The organism is Gracilibacillus caseinilyticus (assembly GCF_022919115.1).
Classification (GTDB): Bacteria; Bacillota; Bacilli; order Bacillales; family Amphibacillaceae; genus Gracilibacillus; species Gracilibacillus caseinilyticus.
The window spans coordinates 1,345,840-1,366,664 of the sequence record NZ_CP095072.1; the positions used below are offsets into that span (position 1 = coordinate 1,345,840).

At 40.3% G+C, this 20,825-nt stretch carries 21 protein-coding genes; 14 read left to right on the top strand and 7 right to left on the bottom strand.

Annotated features, from left to right (window positions below):
- The first annotated feature begins 30 nt into the window (after positions 1 to 30).
- From MUN88_RS06550 to MUN88_RS06575, 6 genes are read left to right on the top strand one after another with little or no spacing between them, the layout of a single operon-like run.
- Positions 31 to 609: a hypothetical protein gene (locus MUN88_RS06550; protein WP_244722426.1), complete on the top strand. Its 579-nt coding sequence runs from the start codon at positions 31 to 33 to the stop codon at positions 607 to 609.
- 21 nt (positions 610 to 630) lie between these two features.
- The gene (locus MUN88_RS06555; protein WP_244722428.1) at positions 631 to 1,008 is read left to right on the top strand and encodes a hypothetical protein; all 378 of its coding nucleotides are present in this window, start codon (positions 631 to 633) and stop codon (positions 1,006 to 1,008) included.
- Positions 1,001 to 1,648 (top strand): hypothetical protein, encoded by a 648-nt coding sequence (locus MUN88_RS06560; protein ID WP_244722431.1) that lies wholly within the window; start codon positions 1,001 to 1,003, stop codon positions 1,646 to 1,648. Before MUN88_RS06555 ends, MUN88_RS06560 begins: the two co-directional genes overlap by 8 nt.
- Before the next feature lie 14 nt (positions 1,649 to 1,662).
- A complete protein-coding gene (locus MUN88_RS06565) occupies positions 1,663 to 2,100 on the top strand; it encodes a hypothetical protein (RefSeq protein ID WP_244722434.1) in 438 nt (145 codons plus the stop codon).
- Positions 2,084 to 2,470, top strand: a complete 387-nt coding sequence (locus tag MUN88_RS06570) for a pilus assembly protein (protein WP_244722437.1) — start codon at positions 2,084 to 2,086, stop codon at positions 2,468 to 2,470. Before MUN88_RS06565 ends, MUN88_RS06570 begins: the two co-directional genes overlap by 17 nt.
- Positions 2,467 to 3,108, top strand: coding sequence for a pilus assembly protein TadG-related protein (locus MUN88_RS06575; protein ID WP_244722440.1), 642 nt, complete (start codon positions 2,467 to 2,469; stop codon positions 3,106 to 3,108). Before MUN88_RS06570 ends, MUN88_RS06575 begins: the two co-directional genes overlap by 4 nt.
- Positions 3,109 to 3,228: 120 nt before the next feature.
- On the opposite strand, the gene MUN88_RS06580 is transcribed toward MUN88_RS06575, so the two are convergent.
- On the bottom strand, positions 3,229 to 4,332 hold the full coding sequence (locus tag MUN88_RS06580) for a threonine synthase (protein ID WP_244722456.1): 1,104 nt from the start codon (positions 4,330 to 4,332) through the stop codon (positions 3,229 to 3,231).
- A gap of 331 nt (positions 4,333 to 4,663) precedes the next feature.
- On the opposite strand from MUN88_RS06580, the gene bioB reads away from it, so the two are divergent.
- On the top strand, positions 4,664 to 5,635 hold the full coding sequence (gene bioB, locus MUN88_RS06585; RefSeq protein WP_244722459.1) for a biotin synthase BioB: 972 nt from the start codon (positions 4,664 to 4,666) through the stop codon (positions 5,633 to 5,635).
- Positions 5,636 to 5,749: 114 nt separating this feature from the next.
- Here bioB and MUN88_RS06590 read toward each other — a convergent pair whose 3' ends face one another.
- Complete coding sequence (locus MUN88_RS06590; protein WP_244722462.1) at positions 5,750 to 6,484, bottom strand: polysaccharide deacetylase family protein; 735 nt, start codon at positions 6,482 to 6,484, stop codon at positions 5,750 to 5,752.
- Positions 6,485 to 6,694: 210 nt separating this feature from the next.
- The gene (locus MUN88_RS06595) at positions 6,695 to 7,444 is read right to left on the bottom strand and encodes a metallophosphoesterase family protein (protein ID WP_244722465.1); all 750 of its coding nucleotides are present in this window, start codon (positions 7,442 to 7,444) and stop codon (positions 6,695 to 6,697) included.
- A 384-nt stretch (positions 7,445 to 7,828) separates the two neighbouring features.
- On the opposite strand from MUN88_RS06595, the gene MUN88_RS06600 reads away from it, so the two are divergent.
- Positions 7,829 to 8,233, top strand: a complete 405-nt coding sequence (locus MUN88_RS06600) for a carboxymuconolactone decarboxylase family protein (protein ID WP_244722468.1) — start codon at positions 7,829 to 7,831, stop codon at positions 8,231 to 8,233.
- A gap of 497 nt (positions 8,234 to 8,730) precedes the next feature.
- Entirely contained in the window at positions 8,731 to 10,440 is a 1,710-nt protein-coding gene (gene nagZ / locus MUN88_RS06605) for a beta-N-acetylhexosaminidase (protein WP_244722471.1), read from the top strand.
- 270 nt (positions 10,441 to 10,710) lie between these two features.
- On the opposite strand, the gene MUN88_RS06610 is transcribed toward nagZ, so the two are convergent.
- The 3 genes from MUN88_RS06610 to MUN88_RS06620 all read right to left on the bottom strand — a co-directional run bounded on the left by MUN88_RS06610 (position 10,711) and on the right by MUN88_RS06620 (position 12,738).
- Positions 10,711 to 11,082 (bottom strand): hypothetical protein, encoded by a 372-nt coding sequence (locus MUN88_RS06610; protein WP_244722474.1) that lies wholly within the window; start codon positions 11,080 to 11,082, stop codon positions 10,711 to 10,713.
- A 16-nt stretch (positions 11,083 to 11,098) separates the two neighbouring features.
- Positions 11,099 to 11,614 carry an acyl-CoA thioesterase gene (locus MUN88_RS06615; RefSeq protein WP_244724351.1) on the bottom strand — a complete coding sequence of 172 codons (516 nt, stop codon included), beginning with the start codon at positions 11,612 to 11,614 and terminating at the stop codon, positions 11,099 to 11,101.
- 314 nt (positions 11,615 to 11,928) lie between these two features.
- On the bottom strand, positions 11,929 to 12,738 hold the full coding sequence (locus tag MUN88_RS06620) for a LysR family transcriptional regulator (protein WP_244722476.1): 810 nt from the start codon (positions 12,736 to 12,738) through the stop codon (positions 11,929 to 11,931).
- 323 nt (positions 12,739 to 13,061) lie between these two features.
- On the opposite strand from MUN88_RS06620, the gene thpD reads away from it, so the two are divergent.
- Positions 13,062 to 13,991, top strand: coding sequence for an ectoine hydroxylase (gene thpD, locus MUN88_RS06625; protein WP_244722479.1), 930 nt, complete (start codon positions 13,062 to 13,064; stop codon positions 13,989 to 13,991).
- A gap of 159 nt (positions 13,992 to 14,150) precedes the next feature.
- Here thpD and MUN88_RS21960 read toward each other — a convergent pair whose 3' ends face one another.
- Entirely contained in the window at positions 14,151 to 14,363 is a 213-nt protein-coding gene (locus MUN88_RS21960) for a DUF2651 family protein (RefSeq protein ID WP_501993626.1), read from the bottom strand.
- A gap of 486 nt (positions 14,364 to 14,849) precedes the next feature.
- On the opposite strand from MUN88_RS21960, the gene MUN88_RS06630 reads away from it, so the two are divergent.
- From MUN88_RS06630 to MUN88_RS06640, 4 genes are all read left to right on the top strand, one after another.
- Positions 14,850 to 18,230: a LamG-like jellyroll fold domain-containing protein gene (locus MUN88_RS06630; RefSeq protein WP_244722482.1), complete on the top strand. Its 3,381-nt coding sequence runs from the start codon at positions 14,850 to 14,852 to the stop codon at positions 18,228 to 18,230.
- Positions 18,231 to 18,851: 621 nt separating this feature from the next.
- Entirely contained in the window at positions 18,852 to 18,914 is a 63-nt protein-coding gene (locus tag MUN88_RS21800; RefSeq protein WP_369809979.1) for a hypothetical protein, read from the top strand.
- Positions 18,915 to 19,575: 661 nt separating this feature from the next.
- Complete coding sequence (locus MUN88_RS06635) at positions 19,576 to 20,055, top strand: hypothetical protein (RefSeq protein WP_244722485.1); 480 nt, start codon at positions 19,576 to 19,578, stop codon at positions 20,053 to 20,055.
- 14 nt (positions 20,056 to 20,069) lie between these two features.
- A complete protein-coding gene (locus tag MUN88_RS06640) occupies positions 20,070 to 20,264 on the top strand; it encodes a hypothetical protein (RefSeq protein WP_244722488.1) in 195 nt (64 codons plus the stop codon).
- Positions 20,265 to 20,825: the final 561 nt, after the last annotated feature.

Consider the following 20,825-nt stretch of genomic DNA (forward strand, 5'->3'; position numbering starts at 1 on the left):
CCCAAAAAAATGATGAAGGGGAGATACTTTATGAATAAAGAAGTAACATTTAAAGAAAGTCGAATCATCGGGACAACTATTTTATTATTAGGGATCGGGTTCTTAGCAAGTGTGATTCCTGAAGGTAACATCCCGCTATTGTTGTTCAATATAGTATTAGCATTCATTTCTAGTGCACTATTTTATTATTTCTGGAAAACGACTAAACATCAAAGTAAACGGTATTTTTCATTGCTATCATTTGTCATGGTAAATGTATTAGCGATTTATTTATCTATCCCGCTATTAAGAATGTACTTTTTAACAGTGACTTTTTGGATTGGGATTGTCATGTTACTTATTATGGTAACCTTACCTTACTTCTATTCCAGAGAGATTGCCCTTGGTGTCCAGAAGCCTGCTAAATCAAAGTTAGGAAAAATTTATTCCGTTTACACAGTATTAGTAATCGGGTTTGGTGCGACTGCATTTATGGGTTCTTTAGCTACTTCAAATCCGGATGCGATTGTTTTAGCTGTTTTAGCATTTCTTTTAGCCATCTTGTTTTTCTTCGTAGCTCCCGTTTTGTTAATTAAACCAGCCGAAATGGATGAAATAACGAATGGCTGACAGATAATAATGGAGGTTCATATGTTTAGTTTTAGAGGTTTTATTCAAACAATTGGTGTAAGTCTTCTTATTATCATTGCTTATACCTTTATAATAGGTTTCTTTAATGTCTTGTCAGTTGAGTGGGTCATCTTTACGACATTCATTGTTTCGTATGGAAGTGTTGGTATTTTGGCTCCATTATGGAATAAACAAACACCGTATTCTGCTGCATTTCTGTCGGCTATCGTGATGTCTGTGATTAATATAATGTTTTCGATGATCGTTTTGCAGATTCCGGTACTGATTGAACCAAATACGATAAACGAGAATTTATTTTCCAGTACGGTCTTCTCATTAATGACTGCATTTTTGTTTTTGCAAATAAATAAAAGAATTGGGCGAGAAAAAGATGATTAAAAATAGTTTTGAAATTTACAACAGACACCTTTTGAAGATCATGACGATTAGCCTGGTGATCGTGATACCCATATCTTTATTCCTGTATTTTGCAACGTTCTATGTCTATGACTCTTTAGAAACAAATCAATATCCCAACTTATATATGCTGTTTTTCATCATAATGAATTTTGTCTGCATTATACCGATGTATCGTAAATTAGCACAAAGTGATGTCGAGGACGAAGAAGAACCAACCATTTGGGAGTTAATGAAAGAGTTTATCAAACACTTTGGAATGGTCCTTGTTATTAGTCTGCCACTCTATGTTATTGCATTATTTGGAGCGCCTTTGGCATTTATCCCGACAGCTATATGTGGTGCAATTATGCTGGTATTTCCTTTTTGTGTGCATAATGTCGACTTAAAAAAAGTCATGGCAAAAACAGGCGGCATATTGAAAAGAGAAAATATATTTATCTTGTTCGATCTAATCGTAGTGGTATCATCACAAATTTTAATTTACAGTGTGCTCATGCAAGCCTTTGTCAATTTTGACAATAATTTTTATGTATACAGCATTACTAGGGCGATTGTGAATGCTGCTATATTTCCCTTTTTGATTTTTTACCTGACACAACGTTATATAATTGATGAATAAAGGACGGAGAACAGATGACAGAAGTATTAAAAAAGAAGAAGTTATGGATAGTGGTATTGCTCTCTATTGTCACGTTGGGCATTTATGTTGGTTATTGGTTTCTATCTGCAAAGTCTTCGTTTCAATTGATAAATAAGAAAAACTATATACCGTTTAAATGGTGGATCGTCGCAACAATTTATTTGTCCCTTTCGCTAATTATCAGTGTTATTGGTGAGTTTGTATTAACCATTTACGGGTTGTATATGCTTGATTCGATGGATCTGATTCTTACTTACTTCTATCTTGCTTTACTATATTACTCTATTTATCGAGTGAAAGAATTGCTCGAAGAATACGATGATGAAATAGAATTGAATAAATATTTGTTGTTTTTCTTTCATATCTGGTACATCCAATACAAAATGAACCAGGCGGTAAACAGGGGGTTGGCAAATGAAAAAACAGCTTAAAAATGAAAAAGGTGCGCTAAGCATTGAATTTTTAGGTATTTTGCCATTCTTCTTTATGTTCTTCCTCTTATTATGGCAGGTAGTCGCTTCCGGATATGCCTTACATACAGTGAAAATGGCTTCCAATGCAGGCGCGAAAACCTATGCAGCAACGACGGATATTGATGAAGCAAAAGATACCATTACAGAAGCGATCGGAAGTTCCTCGGTTATCGATTATCAGAGTATGAATGTGGTGCCGCTTAATAACGGTAAGTTTGAACTGAATCTGGAGGTAAGTCATTCATTAATTTTTGTTCCGGATGAGTGGAAACCGAGTACTTCGATTACTTTAGATGAGAAAGTAGTGAGTCAGGTGTTAGTAGAATGAGAGAGCAATTTACTAATGAACGAGGCAATGCAGCATTATACTTGGTATGGTTGTTAAGTATCATTGCAATTATATTTTTAATTGTCATTAATATATCGAATGTTTTTGTCACCGGCGCCCAGTCTTCCAATGCAGCAGAACAAGCCGCCATTGCAGGTACATCCGTCGTCGTTAATGAGACCAAAGAAGCGATAAGGCAATATGACAATGATCCTTTGTCAATTACAGAAAGACTACACCATGACATGAAGACAATGACAGAAGTAATTGAAGATAAGCAACATGATTATCAGGCAGGCGGCGATTCGGCAGATCAAGCTTATATTAAAGCCCTGAATCAAGTGTTACCAAGCGAACTTCAAGCACACCCATTATTAAAGTCAACGATTCAGGATCATTTTAGTAGCATAGGTTTAACGAATAAAATTAATGCGGCAGCTAGATCTATTATCGAAGAAAATCACGGGAATGGAGCAGATACGATCGTGAGTTTTTCCTATGACTGGCAAATCGAGGTGAAATCCACTGTCGATTTTAATAGTATATCAGATAATAAGTATATCCCTGAGTTTACAGAAAAAATGGATGGAGAAGGCTTTGGACCAGCGCTTGAATATTTGAGCTCTATTGATTATTAATGTGTATTTTGAACGAAAGCAGCTCGCATAGAAGGGTGCAAAACGGACAAAAAGGAGTCGGGGAATCGCTCAAGTGTCCGATAGATAGAACTTTCGTCAGCACCAGCAGAGCATCCTCGCTCACACTGACTTAATCCCCGCTCCACACAACGGTATAATAACCTTTTCCCCAGGTGCTTTCATATACTTCAAGTGGCCAGCATAGTTTACAGCTGAGGTCATTTCCACATAATAGCCTTTCGCGCTAAGTTGAGCACGCGCGCTGAGAATCTCTTCTTCGTCAATCTCCATAAACGTACCATTGGTATGGCGGACGGCTTCTAAAATTTGTTGCGAACGTGCTGGTGCCGCAATCGCTATTCCTTCTGCTAAAGTACCGCTATTCGTAACAGGCTGTGCCGATTCCTTCCCGGTTCGGTAAGCATGCACAAGAGGCGCACAGTTCTTGGCTTGAATGGCAACGATTTTCGGAATGTTAGTAATTAATCCATTTTCAACTAATTCTTTAAAGCCATAATACACACCCAGAAGAAGCGTCCCATTGCCAACTGGCACAATGACAGTATCTGGCGCAGCCTTTAATTGTTCATATATTTCATAGGCATATGTTTTCGTTCCTTCATAAAAATAAGGATTGTACACATGACTTGCGTAAAAAACGTGTTCCTCGTTCACTGCTTTTTGTGCTGCAGCTGCAATGTCCTCTCGTGTTCCTCGAATCTCTTTTATCGTTGCGCCATGTGCTTTTATTTGTGCAATCTTTTTTGGTGACGTTTGATCACTTAAATAGATATCACAGGCAATATGACAACGTGCTGCATAAGCCGCAATCGCGGTTCCTGCATTACCACTGCTATCCGCAATCACTTTCGATACGCCTAATTCTTTTGCCTTTGTCATTAAAACAGCGGCTCCCCGGTCTTTAAAGGATAACGTCGGCATCATATAATCCACTTTTACATACGTAGTTGGCTCGGCAGGATCCAGCACGATCAGAGCGGATTGACCTTCTCCCATTGTCACCGATTCCCATGTTTTAGAACCTTTAGCAAAAGGCATCGCCTCCACATAACGCCATATGGAGTTTGGATAGTTATTCCATGCTGTAACATCGATTGTTGGTGTATCTTTTACTATATTCAATACCCCGTCACATTCACATCTCCATCTCGTTGGTGTCATATCATATGTTTTGCCACAACTGTTACAAATAAATTGATTCATCCTCCCACCCCTTTGACGCATTTTTAAGAATACTACTTAAAGTTTAGCATAACTCCTAACTAGGAAAAATTAGATAGACTTATGTCTCATCCAAAATTGCCAATGTGCCCAGGATACATTTTGCTTTACAATTCCGAATGTTGGACATGACCGCTAAATAACATCAGCCAAAAGATATTTCAAATTTAATAGTGTATGTGGTATTCTATTATTGTTAACCTATAAAAACACTAGTTAACAATAAGGTATGAAGTTCGATTAAGCTATCGTGTAAGCAAATGTAAATAAGGTTTGCTCACTTGCAGCGTAAGTTTAGGAAGGAGAAACGAATATGGATTACAGTAAATTGGCAACAGACGTGTTAAATGGTTATGAACTGACAGATGAAGAAGCACTAAGCATATTGGAGTCGCCGGATGAGAGTCTTTTGCTGCTGTTGAACGGTGCCTATCAGATTCGTAAACACTACTATGGCAACAAGGTAAAGCTGAACATGATCATCAATACCAAATCAGGCAACTGCTCGGAAAATTGTGGCTACTGTGCCCAGTCACGGGATTCGAGTGCCCCTATTGACACGTACCGGATGCTGGACAAGAAAGCCATTGTTGCTGGTGCGGAGAAAGCACAGCAGATGCGTTCTGGTACATATTGTATCGTAGCCAGCGGCAGAGGTCCGACAAATCGAGAACTAGATCACGTGATCGAAGCAGTAAAGGAAATCCGATCAACATATGACGTCAAGATTTGTGCATGCCTTGGCATTTTGAAGGATGGACAGGCGGAGCGGCTGAAGGAGGCAGGTGTGCACCGTTATAATCACAATATCAATACGTCTGAAAATCATCATGATACGATTACCACAAGTCATTCCTATCTGGACCGCGTACGAACGGTAAACGAAGCCAAGAGGGCTGGGATTTCACCGTGCTCAGGTGTTATTGTGGGCATGAAGGAAACGAGACAGGATGTGGTACAAATGGCAAAAGCGTTAAAAGAATTAGATGCGGACTCCATTCCGGTCAATTTTCTGCATGCCATCGATGGAACCATGCTGGAAGGCACCGATGAGCTCAACCCGTTATATTGCCTGAAGGTGCTCGCGATGTTCCGCTACGTTAACCCGACAAAAGAAATACGCATCTCAGGCGGTCGTGAAGTAAATCTGAAGAGTCTGCAGCCGCTTGGACTGTATCCTGCCAATTCGATCTTCATCGGCGATTATTTAACAACGCTAGGTCAGGAGGATACAGAAGATCATCAAATGCTGCGTGATCTCGGTTTTGAAGCGGATGTGATGTAAATGTTACATGGAAGGACCTGTAGATTATGTCATAGGGCTGAAAAGATATTCCATCACGTAGAAGGTATAATGGAAAAAGCCCCGAAACTTTGGGGCTTTCGCATGTGAATCTTTTTACTTATGTTGACTAAGCTCCCACAAATCCGGGATTGTAACAAATTGATACCCGTGTTTTTTCAGCGTGGGAATAAGTTTACTTACTGAATCAACCGTGCCACTTAAATCTTGTGTCCAATGGCCCGCACTATGCATTAAGATGATTGCTCCGGGATGAACATGATTAATGACTTGATTCGTTATCGCACTTTCTCCTGGGCTCCTCCAATCCTCCGTATCAAGTGACCAGCCAATGCCTTTGTACCCGAGGTTTCCAAGCGTTAATACCTGTTTTTCGTTTAATGCGCCATATGGAGCTCTAAACCATGACGTTTCTTGACCGGTCGCATGTAATATTTGTGTGCTGGTTTTACGAATTTCCCATTGCATTTTCTGTATATCTGATTCCGCTAAGTTAGGGTGCCAGAAGGTATGATTTCCAATAGCATGTCCTTCCGATACAATCCGTTTGGCTATCTCTACATGTTTTTCTACCCGCGTTCCCACTAAGAAAAAAGTAGCTTTCACTTGGTTTTTCTTTAAAATATCCAAAATTTCTGGTGTGTATCGCTGGTCTGGGCCGTCATCGAATGTGAGAGCAATGATCTTCTCATCTACTTCACCTTCATACAACATGAGATTAGGGAATTTAGCTTGTAACGGATACTTGGTTGATTGGGCATGAGAGGTTATAGGGAAATTACATGTTAGAAGTAGTGAAATTCCTAAGAAGAGAAAAACTCGAGGCAACATGGACAGCACTCCTTCCTTTTTTCATCCTTATATATTTCATCTATTTCCAATAAAATATGCAGAGTTTCCTATGCTTAGCGCTTTGCACAAGATCAAAGGCATTCATCATGAAATATCCTGTCTGCTCTGCATTGCTCAATAGCACATGGCTATAGTAGAGGTCATTGAGCAAAAATAACATGCCCTCCTATTTTGCCAACATGTTTTGCCTCATTTAAGCCACTTTACATGCTGTTCCCCATAAAAATTTTTCAATATATACGCACTCGCAGGCACGCGTAAGGTCTGAAAGGCTAGTAAAAAATCTTTGTTGTCATAGGCTACTTCCTTGAAGGAAATGTCCAATTGCCCTTCATTCCCGATCTGTATTTTTGCATAGGGCGCAAAGGGTTGGTGGTTGCAGCCTAAAGCACCAGGATTCAGGTAGAGCTTTTTATTGGATTTGAAGTGATGAATAATATGATGGTGTCCGAAACAAATCACATCAGCCTTTGAGTGCTGATAGAGCATATCAAGCTTCTCGGCGGAAGGATGCCAATCAATCGGAGAGAATTGGTCCTTCTCCTGTAAGTGATAATGCAGGAATAAAAAACGCTTTCCGTTAATGGTTTGCGTTCTGGTCATCGGCATATGTACTAAAGCGGGAACGAATGCTTTGTCTAAGCGCTCGGCAATCCAATAATGATGTTTTCTTTCCTCCCCTGTACTGAGCGGCTCCTTGCCATCGAGGATTCGTAATACAGACTCTTCATGATTGCCTCTGATAAAAGAAATATCTGTACGTGACAGTAACAAATCCAATACCTCATTGGTTTGATGACCAATCCCGATTAAATCACCGAGACAATAAATATGTGCGACTTGTTTATCCTGATCAATATCATCCAAAACAGCTCGTAACGCTGCAGCATTACCGTGGATATCGGTGATTATTGCTATTTTGCTTGTTAAGAAAATCACATCCTCATGTTAAAAGTCATCAAGCACAAACATCGAAATGCAGATAAACATAACGATCAGAGAAATTATGCTGATCAAATTTGCTGTATTTTAGTATACTGGTTTCATCTCTTCAAAATACCAGAATCATGATGATAAACGAGACTAGCATTAATATGCCGCTAATACCTAAAAATAAATAATAATCGACGCTTGTGGTGTGTAAAAACTCAAAATACCAGAACAGCAAAAACAAAAAAACAGAAAATAACGTTAGGATAAAGGTTAAAGTTATGAAGTGTATTAAAGCTTAAGTATCCATCTATAAGTTGAAATCATGCATGTTTATCAACCTTCTGTGTTATAGTACTCAAGTATAATACATACAACAGGAGGTTTTTTCACATGGAAAAAAGCAAGTACCAGCAAGGCATGGATAAATTAATGGAATACACACTAGAAGGTAATGATGAGGTGTCCACGCACCTGAAAATTTCAGAGGATTTGGCTGATATCGCACCGGATGTCGGAAAATATATCATCGAGTTTGCATACGGTGACATCTATTCCCGTGATGGACTGGAGAACAAACAACGTGCGCTTGTGACGCTCGCATCCCTTGTTACACAAGGAACCGAGCCACAAATCGAACTACATATTAACACAGGACTTTCAGCAGGACTAACGAAAAAGGAAATTGTCGAGAGCATTATTCAGCTGATTCCATACACAGGTTTTCCTCGTGTCTTAAATGCCCTAACTATTGCGAAAAAGGTGTTCGCGGTAAGAGAGGAAGAAAGTGCTGAATAAGCTGAACCGTGTCTGGAAAAAGATGTATCATATGGCTGGTGCATCTTTTTTTGATGTGAAAAGAAGTAGATGATTGTAGATGATGTAAAGCGGAACTGTATAACATTGTGGTAATTTGTGTGATAAGCACAAATATGCTCCGTGTCCTGCTAGGCTGATAAATGAATTAACTTCCTTGCTGCTTTCGCCGAAGAATCCTTGGAGTAAGGGCAGAGTGATCATTAAGATAGGTTCTTATGGACAGTTCAATATGTTAATTCAAATTTTTGTCCGTAAGAATCAGTCTTATGACCATTTTAAAAGGAAAATTGAAAAAAGTGTTCATAAGAATCATCTTTTGGACCATTATAGGTAGCTATTCGCTTTACAACAACGTTTACAACACGAATACATACGGTGTGTTGAGACGGAATGCCGATACTACTCTATAGGCCTCCTCATAATCATTACTCTTTTTGAATAAAATCATCTAAGACAGTAAGCAAAGGATGATGTACATGCCTCGAGCCAGAAGAAAAAAATCAAAAAATAAAGGAATCGTTTACCTTTTATTAATCATAATGGTCGCTGTGGTTGCGCTCTTTATTCTCTTCACACAACAGCCAACAAAGGACGATCAAAAGCAGGAAGACACGACTGAATCCGAAACGGAAAAACCAGCAGAAAATACTGATCAAATCGCTAACACGATCGAACAAATCCATTCTGCAGCTGCAAAAGGAACCGTTCCTGATATCCCTTTTGTTGCAGGAGAAACAAGCTATCAGCAAGTGCAGGACGAATGGGGAGATCCTGATCAATCATCGCAAGTAAATGGTGCAATCTATGCAGTGTTTGCAGACAAAACAATTGGCTATCAGCAGGAGATGGTCTTTGACATTCGCTCTGCGGCAGGGTCCATCCAAACCATTACGTATCAAGCGATTACCAAAACATTAGGAGAACCGACCGATACGCGTTATTTTCAGGATGATACCCATAATCAAGTTATCTTAGTCTCCCACACAGAATCCGGATACGAGCTGAAATGGATTTTACCTCAACCATCTGAATCAAACGAAAATCCGACCGTTGATCATATATCCGTTTATACAGAGCCATCAGCACCCAGTAATGAGAAAGCGAGTATTTCGAGTGTAGTTGCGGAGATGAGCCTGCGTGAAAAAATAGGACAAATGATTCTCGCGGGTGTTTCTGGAACAACACTTGATGCAGATACCCAGAACCTGATCACAGAACATCAAATCGGCGGCTTTATTTTTTACGCGAACAATTTAAAAACACCAAAGCAAACGGTGCAGTTGTTCAATCAGATAAAAAGGAAAAATGAAGGCAATCGACTTCCGCTATTTCTAAGTGTCGATCAGGAGGGCGGGGAGGTTGAGCGATTGCCAGGAGATTTAATCTCTTTTCCTACTAATCAGGAGATTGGCGAGAGAAATAATGCACAGTTTTCCTATCAAGTCGGTGTTCTGTTAGGGCAGGAGTTAAACGCATTCGGATTCAATCTCGATTTCGCCCCGGTCATGGACGTCAACAGTAACCCGGACAATCCGATTATCGGCAACAGATCGTTCGGTGATAATCCAGAAGTCGTCAGTAAGCTCGGGGTGGAGACGATGAAAGGGATTCTGTCGCAGGATATTATCTCTGTGATCAAACATTTCCCGGGACATGGTGATACCTCTGTCGATTCCCATTTGCAGCTTCCAACCGTTAATAAAGAGGTGGCCGAATTAGAACAATTGGAGTTAGTGCCTTTTGAACGGGCAATTGCGAACGGGGCAGACGTAGTGATGGTGGCACACATTTTATTACCTGCGATCGATCCGGAATATCCTTCATCGATGTCACGAGCGGTAATCACAGACATTTTGCGGGGAAAATTGGAATTCGACGGTGTAATCATGACAGATGATATGACGATGAAGGCGATCACCAACAATTATTCGATTGGATCCGCAGCGGTTCAATCAGTGAAAGCGGGCAATGATATTCTGTTGATCGCACACGGCTATAACAATGTCGCAGAAGCCATTGAGCAGGTAACGAAAGCTGTTCAACAAGGTGAAATATCCGAGCAAAGAATAAATGAAAGTGTAACAAGAGTGATCCAATTAAAAAGAAAATATGAGCTGACGAATGAAAACGTGGATGCAGTAGATATCGATAAGTTGAATCAATCGATCAAAAACGTGGTAAATTAAACCACAAGGATGAATTAGCGCACGAAAAAGTGAGGGATTAGCCGATAGCTGTTGTCTATCGGACAATATGTGTTTGAAGAGGAGAGGAGATGTCCGATAGCCCCCTCTGTCACCAAAAATAATCGAGAAAAGGTGATACACCCAAGAAGAGCAAAGCGTGTCAGAAATCTCGCTCTCTTCCTCCATATCCACCTTTTACGCAAACAAACATGACGAAGAGCAACACTATCTAAAAGCATTTCTCTCCGCCCGGCTTTTACCATCATTATATTAATTCACTAAAACAGGTCCAACCAGGAATTCTGGTTTATTCCCGAGTGCGAGCTTGCATATGTTGTCATAACTGATTTGTTTATGATTCCATAGCAGCTGGCGTACTTCGGAAAAATCGACGTCTTTTTTCAGCTTTTCCATTTCGCGTTCGTAAATGGAAAGGACGTAACTGGTTTGTGCTTGTGGCAAGAAACGGTGTGCGTCTTCTCCCATGATTAAGCATCCCATATATTGAAAGCCATATTGCAGCTGTCTCGTTAATTTGATGGCATTGATAAACTTCGTAAACTGATTTGGATAATCACCTTGCAGCTTGGCTAAATCGGTCTTGACTACATGCAGATCCTGAAAACTTGATGTAACAATCATTTATTTATTCCTCCTATTAGTCCCAAGGTTTTTCCAGCGACATCTTCTGAATTAAAGCAATGTTCTGCTCGCGTTTGGCGTTTCGAATCTGGACGCGTTCACTGCTTGTCTCGTGCAAATATTGTTCTTCCGGTGTGACTGGTATGACGGGAGGAACGCTTGTCGGCTTGCGATTAGTATCTAATGCAACAAAAGTGAAAAAAGCTGTTGCAGCAAAGCGGCGTTCACCTGTTTCTAAATTCTCCGCGATGACCTTACAGAAGATTTCCATCGAGCTTTTTCCTGTGTTGGTCACAAACGATTCGATACAAACCGAATCAGATTGCAGAATCGGTTCGATGAAGTTGACCGTATCGGTGGATGCCGTCACACATTCCTTCACTCTGGAATGTCTTCTCGCCGACAACGTGGCACATGCATCCATTTTCTTCATTAAAACGCCACCGAAAAGGGAATTATAATTATTTAAATCATTTATGAGAACTTGATCTGTTTGCACAACTCGAGTATCTTTCATTTTCATTGCTTCCACCATCATTCATCTCCTGCTTTTTATGTTAGACAAGATAGTCTATACGAGCGTCCAGAAACCAGGGGGTCCCTTTGGATCGTCGCATAACTCTTCAACGGACGCTCTGTACCTTTTTTGCTTCGACTAAATTATAACGCCAGCTTTCAGCATAAGTACAATGCCAATCTTTCATGGTGTATATAACAAAAATGTATGGAAGCGAACACAAAAAAATCTGCTATCGATGCGGACGATCGATAGCAGATTTACACTAATTTATCTTTGGCGTAAGAGATAAATGTTTTATTCGTTTGCGATACATAGGTGTCTTTTTTTCAGATGAACGCTAAATTCCATTCCACGACAGGCTGTGAGATCGAGAGGCTTTGGACATTGCCAGACAATTCTTTGCTAGTGCTTTCCGGCAATAAGGTAATGCCAAGTTCAGAAGCGACCATTTCTTCAATGAAATCCAATTGCGATGTTTCGGACGTGATTTTTGGCTGGAATCCTACTTGATTGCATGCATCGAGTATAATATTGCGTAATTCAAAATCCTGATTAAACATGATGAAGGCATCGTCTTTCAATTCATCCAAGTGTATATGCTCGCGGTCTGCCAGAGGATGGGAAGGATGCACAACCGCGGACAAAGGTTCGGCGACAAAGGATACACAATCGATCGCATGATTTTTCTGACTCAGTACGATGACGCCGCAATCTAATTGTCCGTTCATGACCTTGTTTTCGATAATTTTTGAGCCATTCTCTTCCAGTTGAAAAGTAATCGCAGGATATTCGAGATGAAAAGCACCGATTAATTTCGAGAAGAAAAAAGAATGAATGAAAGTCGGAAGTCCGATTCGGATATGCCCGGTATGAACGGTGTGGAGAGAATGGAGATCCTCCTCTAATTTGTCCATTTTCTCTACAATGGAAACCGCGTGGTTATGTAATAATTCTCCGGCATCGGTTAACAGAATCTTCTTCCTTGTTCGAATAAACAGGGAGTTCTGCAATTCTGCTTCCAGTGATTTAATAGCACGACTGAGAGCTGGCTGTGTGATGTACAGGTTCTCGGCAGCCTGTGTGAAGCTTCTCGTCTTCGCTATTTCTAAAAAATATGTAAGATGTTTAATATCCATTGGATAACCTCCCTTTCAGATGGCGATTTGTTATAACCATCATAGTCATTTTAGATAGCTTGTACAAGTAAACTTTTTGAAAAAATCATACAACGTTCCACGTGAATCATCAAATGATGAGGTGTTTTGACAAAAATATGGCAATATAACATGATAAAAGACGCAAGAAACGGCAAGATACCGAAAGCAGTATGTATTTGAGATGGATCAGAGCTCAGTTTCGCACATCCGTTCACACCGATTGTTATCCGAATTGTGTAAACCCGTACATAGAAATTATACTGTATGTGAAAAATCTAATAGCGGAAAAGGAGTGTCGAAAGATGAAAGATTTCTATCATTCCAGAATTAAAGGCATGCCTTCTATTGTGGAGAGAAAGGAACCCATCATTCACGGCTCAACAGCGGAGGACGGTCCTTTAGCGCAAAAGGAATTGGATTTTTATGAGAAAAATGGTTATTTATTTAAGCAAAACTTCTTCTCAGAGGAAGAGGTAAAGGCCTTGCAGAAGGAGTTACAGCGCAACATGCATGACAACCAAACCTCTGATGAGCCATATGTCGTTCGCGAATCGGAAGGCGATGAGATTCGTTCCGTCTTTGATGTCCATCACAATGATGCATTCTTTGAGGATTTATCGTCACATGAACGGATCGTCAACATTGCCCAGCAATTACTCGGAAGTCAGGTTTACATAAACCAGTCGCGGATTAATTTTAAACCTGGCTTTAAAGGAAAGGGATTTTATTGGCATTCCGATTTTGAAACATGGCACATGGAAGATGGCATGCCTAACATGCGTGCGGTTAGCTGCAGTATTATTCTAACCGATAACTATTCCTATAATGGCCCGTTATTATTAATCCCTGGTTCCCACAACTATTTCGTCCAATGTGTTGGGGAAACACCGGAAGATCATTTCAAGCAGTCGTTAAAAATGCAAAGTCTTGGTGTACCAGATCATGATAGTATTAACTGGTTATTAGAAAAAGGCGGCAGAATCGACAGCGCGACAGGACCAGCCGGCTCAGTATTGTTCTTCGAATCGAATACGATGCATGGTTCGAACGGCAATATTTCGCCGTTACCGCGTAGTAATGTCTTCTTCGTTTTTAACAGTATCGAAAATAAGTTAGTTGAACCATTCGCGAATGTGCCGGCAAGACCGGATTTTGTCGCGAATCGAACGAATATAAAACCGATTGAACCGAAAGCATTTGATCTTGGGAAGAAGAGCGCTTCGGTGTATTGATGGAGATAATCCCGCTAGCTGGTCTAGCGGGATTAATTTTACGTTAGGAAAGTATAAAATTCTAGCGAAGAAGCAGTTCGACGTAGTAAAAATGTAAAGTGTACCAAGTATAAGAAAAACTCAGCACTCGCTATAAGAGGAGGCGAATGCTGAGTTTTTTTAATGCTTCCGCATTCCTACGATAATCCAGCAAATCCCCAATGACCATGCTGTGAAAATGAAATTCCACGATGTTAAATGAACCCCTGAATCTGGATAATAGTAAAGACTATACCATATCTCATATAAAACATTTAATAGTAATGTTACCGCTGGTCCGAGTAATAGCTTATTCGTAAATACAGTGACCAAGACCCCTGCGCCGATGACCACAGCGGCACAATGATGAGCTGCATAACAAAAGGATCGATACGATGTCGCCCCTTCCAATTATTAACACAGATATGTAGTTATCGTACAAGCGTGTACCTTAAGAGAGTACCCCCCCATTTCTATTATTTTTTAGTTTCGCAAGGTAAACAATAAAGGTAATCAAAATGATGATAATTCTGTTACTTATTAATCATTTTATTTTTTTAATAGATAATATGTTGAGTAAATTATATATTTATAGTAATCTTATTCTAGAAAGCTTTGTAAGCGATTTACTAACTTGTCGCAGTAAAAAGGGGGGCTTGTATGTAGAGTGAACAAAAAGCATAACAAACAGGCTTATCTTTAGAAGAGTGAGCTATACTCTTCTACATAAGCATGCTGTTCAGCTGCACATTTCCGTATACATCAAGACATACTTCCGATAGAACAAGAAAAATGAACACGCTCTCATAAAGAAGGATGAGCGAAAGGAGAAGGAATGGAATGATTACAAGTTGGAAAAAAGTATCTATTATTGGTCTTTTATTAATCTTAACACTCCCGATAACCGTACTTGGAGACGAGCAAGAGGGACCAATCAATTTTGACCGTGCTTCTGTACATGATCCATCTATTATTAAAGCGAAGGATGGCACGTATTACGTGTTCGGTTCCCACATCGCCGTTGCGGAATCCAATGATTTAAGCAACTGGAATTCGATCGTGGATCAGGAATACCAAACGCCTGAAAATAACCCAATCTATGGCAACTTATCTGAAAATCTCGCAGAATCATTCGAATGGGCAGGGGAAGATGATGCCGATAGTACAGGCGGTTATGCTGTCTGGGCACCAGATATTTTCTGGAACAAAGACTATGTTTGGGAAGATGGTTCCACAGGTGCTTATATGCTGTATTACAGTGTTTCTTCCACTTATATCCGCTCAGCTATTGGTATCGCGGTATCTAAGAATGTGGAAGGTCCATTTGAATACACGGACACGATTATGTACTCCGGGTTTACCAATAAAGAAAGCTATGATGCGAATAGTGATGTGAATAAACATTGGGAAAATACGAATATTTCTGAACTGATCGAGGATGGTACGATCAAGGAGGCCAATCCGGACTGGTTTACCGAAGAAGGCAACTTCAACAACGCGCTTTATACGAATGCGATCGATGCCAATATTCTCTATGATGAGAATGGGGACCTGTATATGACATACGGCTCCTGGTCAGGCGGTACGTATATTTTAGAATTGGATAAAGAAACAGGTACACCGATCTATCCAGGCGAAGATGGCACAACGGAAGACGGCAGAATGATTGATCGCTACTTTGGTACGAAAATTGCTGGTGGCTACGGACGATCTGGTGAGGGAACGTATGCCGTTTACGATGAAGAAACCGGTTATTATTACCTTTACATTACGTATGGTGGACTAGCTTCTGATGGCGGCTATCAAATGCGCCAGTTCCGGTCAGAAAGTATTGATGGTCCGTATGTAGATGCTGCTGGAAACGAAGCTGTTTTTCCTGAAAGCTTCGATAATGGTGTAGGTAATTTCCCAGGGAATGATGATCATAAAAATATTGGGAATAAGATGATGGGGAACTTCCTGTTTAAACGAGACTATGGTGAAGAAGGTACAGGAATTGGTACCGGATATATGGCGCCTGGTCACAACTCGTATTTAATTGATGAAGAGCTTGGAAAAGAATTCATTGTGACACATACACGTTTTCCACAGGAAGGGGAAATGCATCAGGTTCGTGTGCACCAAACGTTTAAAAATAGTGATGAATGGCCAGTGCCAACGCCGTATCACTATGCAGGAGAAGAAATCGAAGCAGTTTCCGAAGCAGACGTTACCGGGGACTACAAATATATCAACCATGGCAAAGAAATTACCGGTGAGCTAACCGAATCGACATGGGTGCAATTAAATGAAGACCATACACTTTCTGGTGCTGTTACAGGAACATGGGAGCTGTATGATGATTACCGTGTGGCGATCACTGTCGACGATAAAACATACGATGGTGTGTTCATCCGCCAATATGATCCGACATCCGAGGAATGGGTCATGACGTTTAGCGCGATGTCTGATGAAGGTGTGGTGATCTGGGGGAGTCATACCGAAAGTAAAGACGATCAAGAAGTAGTAGATGGCGTGAAACAGGAATTAAGCGAAAGTCTTCCCGAACGCGCTATTTCTGACCTGAACCTACCAACAATGGCAACGCAGGGAACGGAAATCACATGGGAGTCCTCTCATCCAGAATTGATCTCAACGGAAGGTGTTGTCCATCGACCGTCATCTGATTCGGAGGATGCCAATGTAGAATTGACAGCGACGATTTCGTTAGGAGAGGTGACGGAAACATTCACGGTAACAGTAACCGTTCCGGCAAGAGAAGAAGGTGGATTGTCCGCCTATTATGACTTCAGTGATGGTTTCTCAGATCGTTCAGGTAATCAGGAGGATGCAACTGTCACAGGGGATCGGATCAATAACACTGGCGGAGAGATTACCTTTGCAGAAGGTATCGCCGGTCAGGCAGCGAAATTTGATGGTACATCAGGATTAAAGCTGGCGAATGGGTTAATTGCCAGTGATCAGTATTCGATCTCACTATGGATGAAGCCAGAGGAAATCACGGAATTCACGACCGCCTTTTTCGGTGCAAGAACGGAAAATAACTGGATAAGCGTTGTGCCGAATGCACAGAGTGTTACCAAGGTATGGGCTCATAATGGGGATGACTGGTATGATGCAGCATCCGATTCGATTATTCCTGCAGGAGAGTGGTCACATTTCGCTTTTACCGTTGATGAAGGCAAAGCAACCGTCTATATCAATGGCGAAGAAAAGTTCTCGGATGGAAATTTTCCTGATGTCTTTACAACAGAAAATGCCCAATTCAGTTTAGGTGTCAACTTCTGGGATACACCATTTAAAGGGTTGATGGATGAGGTTCGTGTCTATGATGGTTTAGTCCTTCCGGCAGAAGAAGTACAGGCATTATATGACAATCCTGGAGCAGAAGAAGAGGATGATTCAGAAGACAAGGAAGACGAAGATAAAGATGAAGATGAAGAAGACGTGCAGGAAGATAAGGAAACGGTAATCGGGAATCTGGATGATTTAGCAAAAGATCAGAATACCTACCAAGCGGAAGTCGACAAGAAGAAGACGATTATCAAAAAAGAAGTAGTGGATCAGCTGAAGGATACCGATTATATTGTCTTACAAATGGAGAACGTCCATGTGAAAATCCCGGTATCTATCTTAAAAGGTAAAGATGATATTGCATTCGAATTAGGTGAGGTATCAGATACGCTTCAAGCGAAATATGATAATGCTGTCAGTGACTTCTATGACTTCACGCTAACATCTAATGGCGAAGCGATCAGTCTGGATTCACCAGTAACGCTAACATTCAACGTCGATAAAGAAAAAATCTCAAATTGGGAATCTCTCAAAGTAGCGTATATTGACGAGAATGGCGAACAAAAAGAGGAAATCGTGCCAACCAGCGTGAATAAAGAAACCGCTGAGGTAGTGGCAGATGTCGAGCACTTCAGTATTTATGGCGTATTGCAAGTAGCGGATGAAGGTACAAATGGTGGAGGTTCCACAGACGACGGAGCTGAAAGTGGAACAGATGATCCAGGGTCTGACGGAGACGAAACAGATGGTAATGGTGCCACAGAAAATGGTGGTGACGCAGGCGATGACGGTCAATCCACCGGAGGAGAAACACTGCCAGAGACGGCGACCAACCAATACAATTTGCTGGTAATGGGTGTCCTGTTCATTGTAGCAGGTGCTGGTGTGTTTTTCATAGTAAGAAAGAGAAAACATATGGCAAATTAATGCAGCATAAGCCCCTTCTTGGATGAGGGGGCTTTTTTCATTAGTCGTCTAAAAGTTAGCAGATGAGAGAATAAAACATCCCATTTCGTGACAAACTAATAGTAGTAAGTAAATTCGCTTAGGGAATCGTACAATTTGAATGATATACAACAAAAGAAGAGACTCATACTCCCACTTATTTTCTACTAAGGACTAATCATTATATTTGAAATGAATGAGCTTCTACAAGTTGGATCATTGTGAAAGGGCTAACAACCACGTATGGACTAATAGATGAAATCTCCTATTCTTGTAACAGGGATACAACCACCACCACGTGCGAAAGGATTACTTACAAAAATAGATAGTAATATGGAGACGAGAGGATAAAGAAGGAAGTTAGCCTATCCAAACTGATTGCAGGGGAACAATTGGGAACTATCATTCCTGTGTAACTGCATGTTTAAAAAAATCCAACTACTTATGAAGCAGGTAAAATACTTTTTATGACGCCAAAAGACGAAAATGGAATAGCAACGGTTACTTAGGGATACGTTAGCTGATCGACTGGATAGGCCAGCACTGTTAAAACGTTCAAAGGAAGGAGAGCTGGCAAATATGATGACAACGTATGAGGCTCTAATGTTAACGATATCTTTTGGAGCTTTAATTGTGGCGATTTTGTCTTTTACGCATCGAAAGTAGTCGCAGCCTATTCCTTCAGTAACTGTTAAGAAAGAGAGAACACATATGGTGGCAAATTGATTCTGATTATGAAACCAATTTGCCGGCCATGTGTGTTTTTTGTCATAAAGAGAGAAGCAGGCTTTGTACCATGAACATGCTGTAGCAATGATGACAAATAATAGTTTGAATAGAAAATAAACACAAGTCACTCGACCACAAAAGGGAAATGCGAGAGGCGTAGTGAACGAAAGCGGGCCCTATTCGGTCACAAGCGAGGGAAAAGGGAGACGTAGTGAACGAAAATGGGCCCTATTCGACCACAAGCAAGGAAAAAAGGGGACGTAATGAACGAAAGCGAGCACTATTCGATCAAAAGTAAAAAATTCGAGAAGCGTAATAAACGAAAGAAAGGCTGTTTCCTACAAAGCGTCTTTTATTAAATTTCGCTATTAATACCCATCACAGATAATCGATAAAATTTAGCTAACTTATGATTTGATTTATTGGTCAGGCGAATGCCGAGTTATTCTACTAATTGTTTGGAAGCGCAGTGGATTGTGGGTGGACTCTTCATCCAATTAATGGTAATCTGTTTTGGTAGTATCATTTATAGTATCTGAAACCGACAATGTGGCAATACTTACTATTCTTTAAAGGTATAGATAAGGAGACTAGAAAAATGAAAAAGTACTTTTTTCTATTGTTATTTTCATTACTTGTATTATTATCAGCCTGTACACAACAAGGTGAAGCAGAGCCTGTTAATGATTCGGGTGTTATTAATGATGGAAAAGTGTTAGGCTATGCGTACACCATAACACTAGAACAAGGTGAATTTACTTGGAAGATTGGTAATAAAAAGAATACGACTACTATTATAGAAGGCGCGGAGAATGAACAGAATTTAGCCAATTTTAAGAAAGCGGTTGATGATAGCTACGTAGAATTGGTCGATTTCATTATCACGATAGCCTATTTATTGATTGTTGCGGTGACCACACTTATCTTATATAAGAAGAAAAGTAATATGCTGAAAGGTGGCGGTGTTATTATCGCTCTCATCACCATTTTTTCACTGTGCCATGCGGTGGTTACTGCAGTCGATATAAGCCATGCCTTCCAAGAAGCAGAATACTTTTATTTGCTGTTAACGAATTAATAATGGGGGATAACATGGGGAAGACAGAATGGGATATGCAAGAAGTGAAGTATTTGAAGAAGATTAATTTGGTTCAAACGAATGTTATCTTGCTGGTTTGTTTCGTTCTGTATAGTAGTTTTGTGGCATATGCAGGGGACACACTCGTTATTTTTACAACAGTTTGTGCGTTTTGCTGGATATTAACAGTTCTTGATGTAACACCTTAAAAACCGGGAAGGCGATCGGTACAAAGGTTAGTAAGCGAGTAGCGGATTTTGATAAAGCATATAAAGGAGAAAAATGCTGGAAGCAACTAAGAATAACTAGAAGCATCGTTATCGGCAGTGTGAGTCTAACTTTATCGGTGGCTTTATTGTTCGGTGGTTCTAACGAGAAAAATGTCGGGTTTATACTTATATTCAGTTATGTTGTAGGATGGGCTGTTCATAATATTGGGGAGATTATGCGGATTCGTGATTTTTGAACAAGTCGGAGCAGATGCGATTTTACTGTCCCGTTTCCCCAGATATACTCTGGCACAGGGGGAAACGAACTTCTCCCAATGTCATATTCGAACACAAGAGAGAGGCGCAATGAATTAAATTCTTTGCTAGTATTCTATTTATAATAGGATCACTTATAGCATGATAAATGAATGGATTTGACGCTCTTGGTAAAAGTAAAATCATAATTATACTTGATACTAAAAGCTAAGAGTCTGTCATTATCGCGTTACTAATCGTTATTTTATTATATAATGCGGGGGTCACTCTATTCGATTTAAGTCG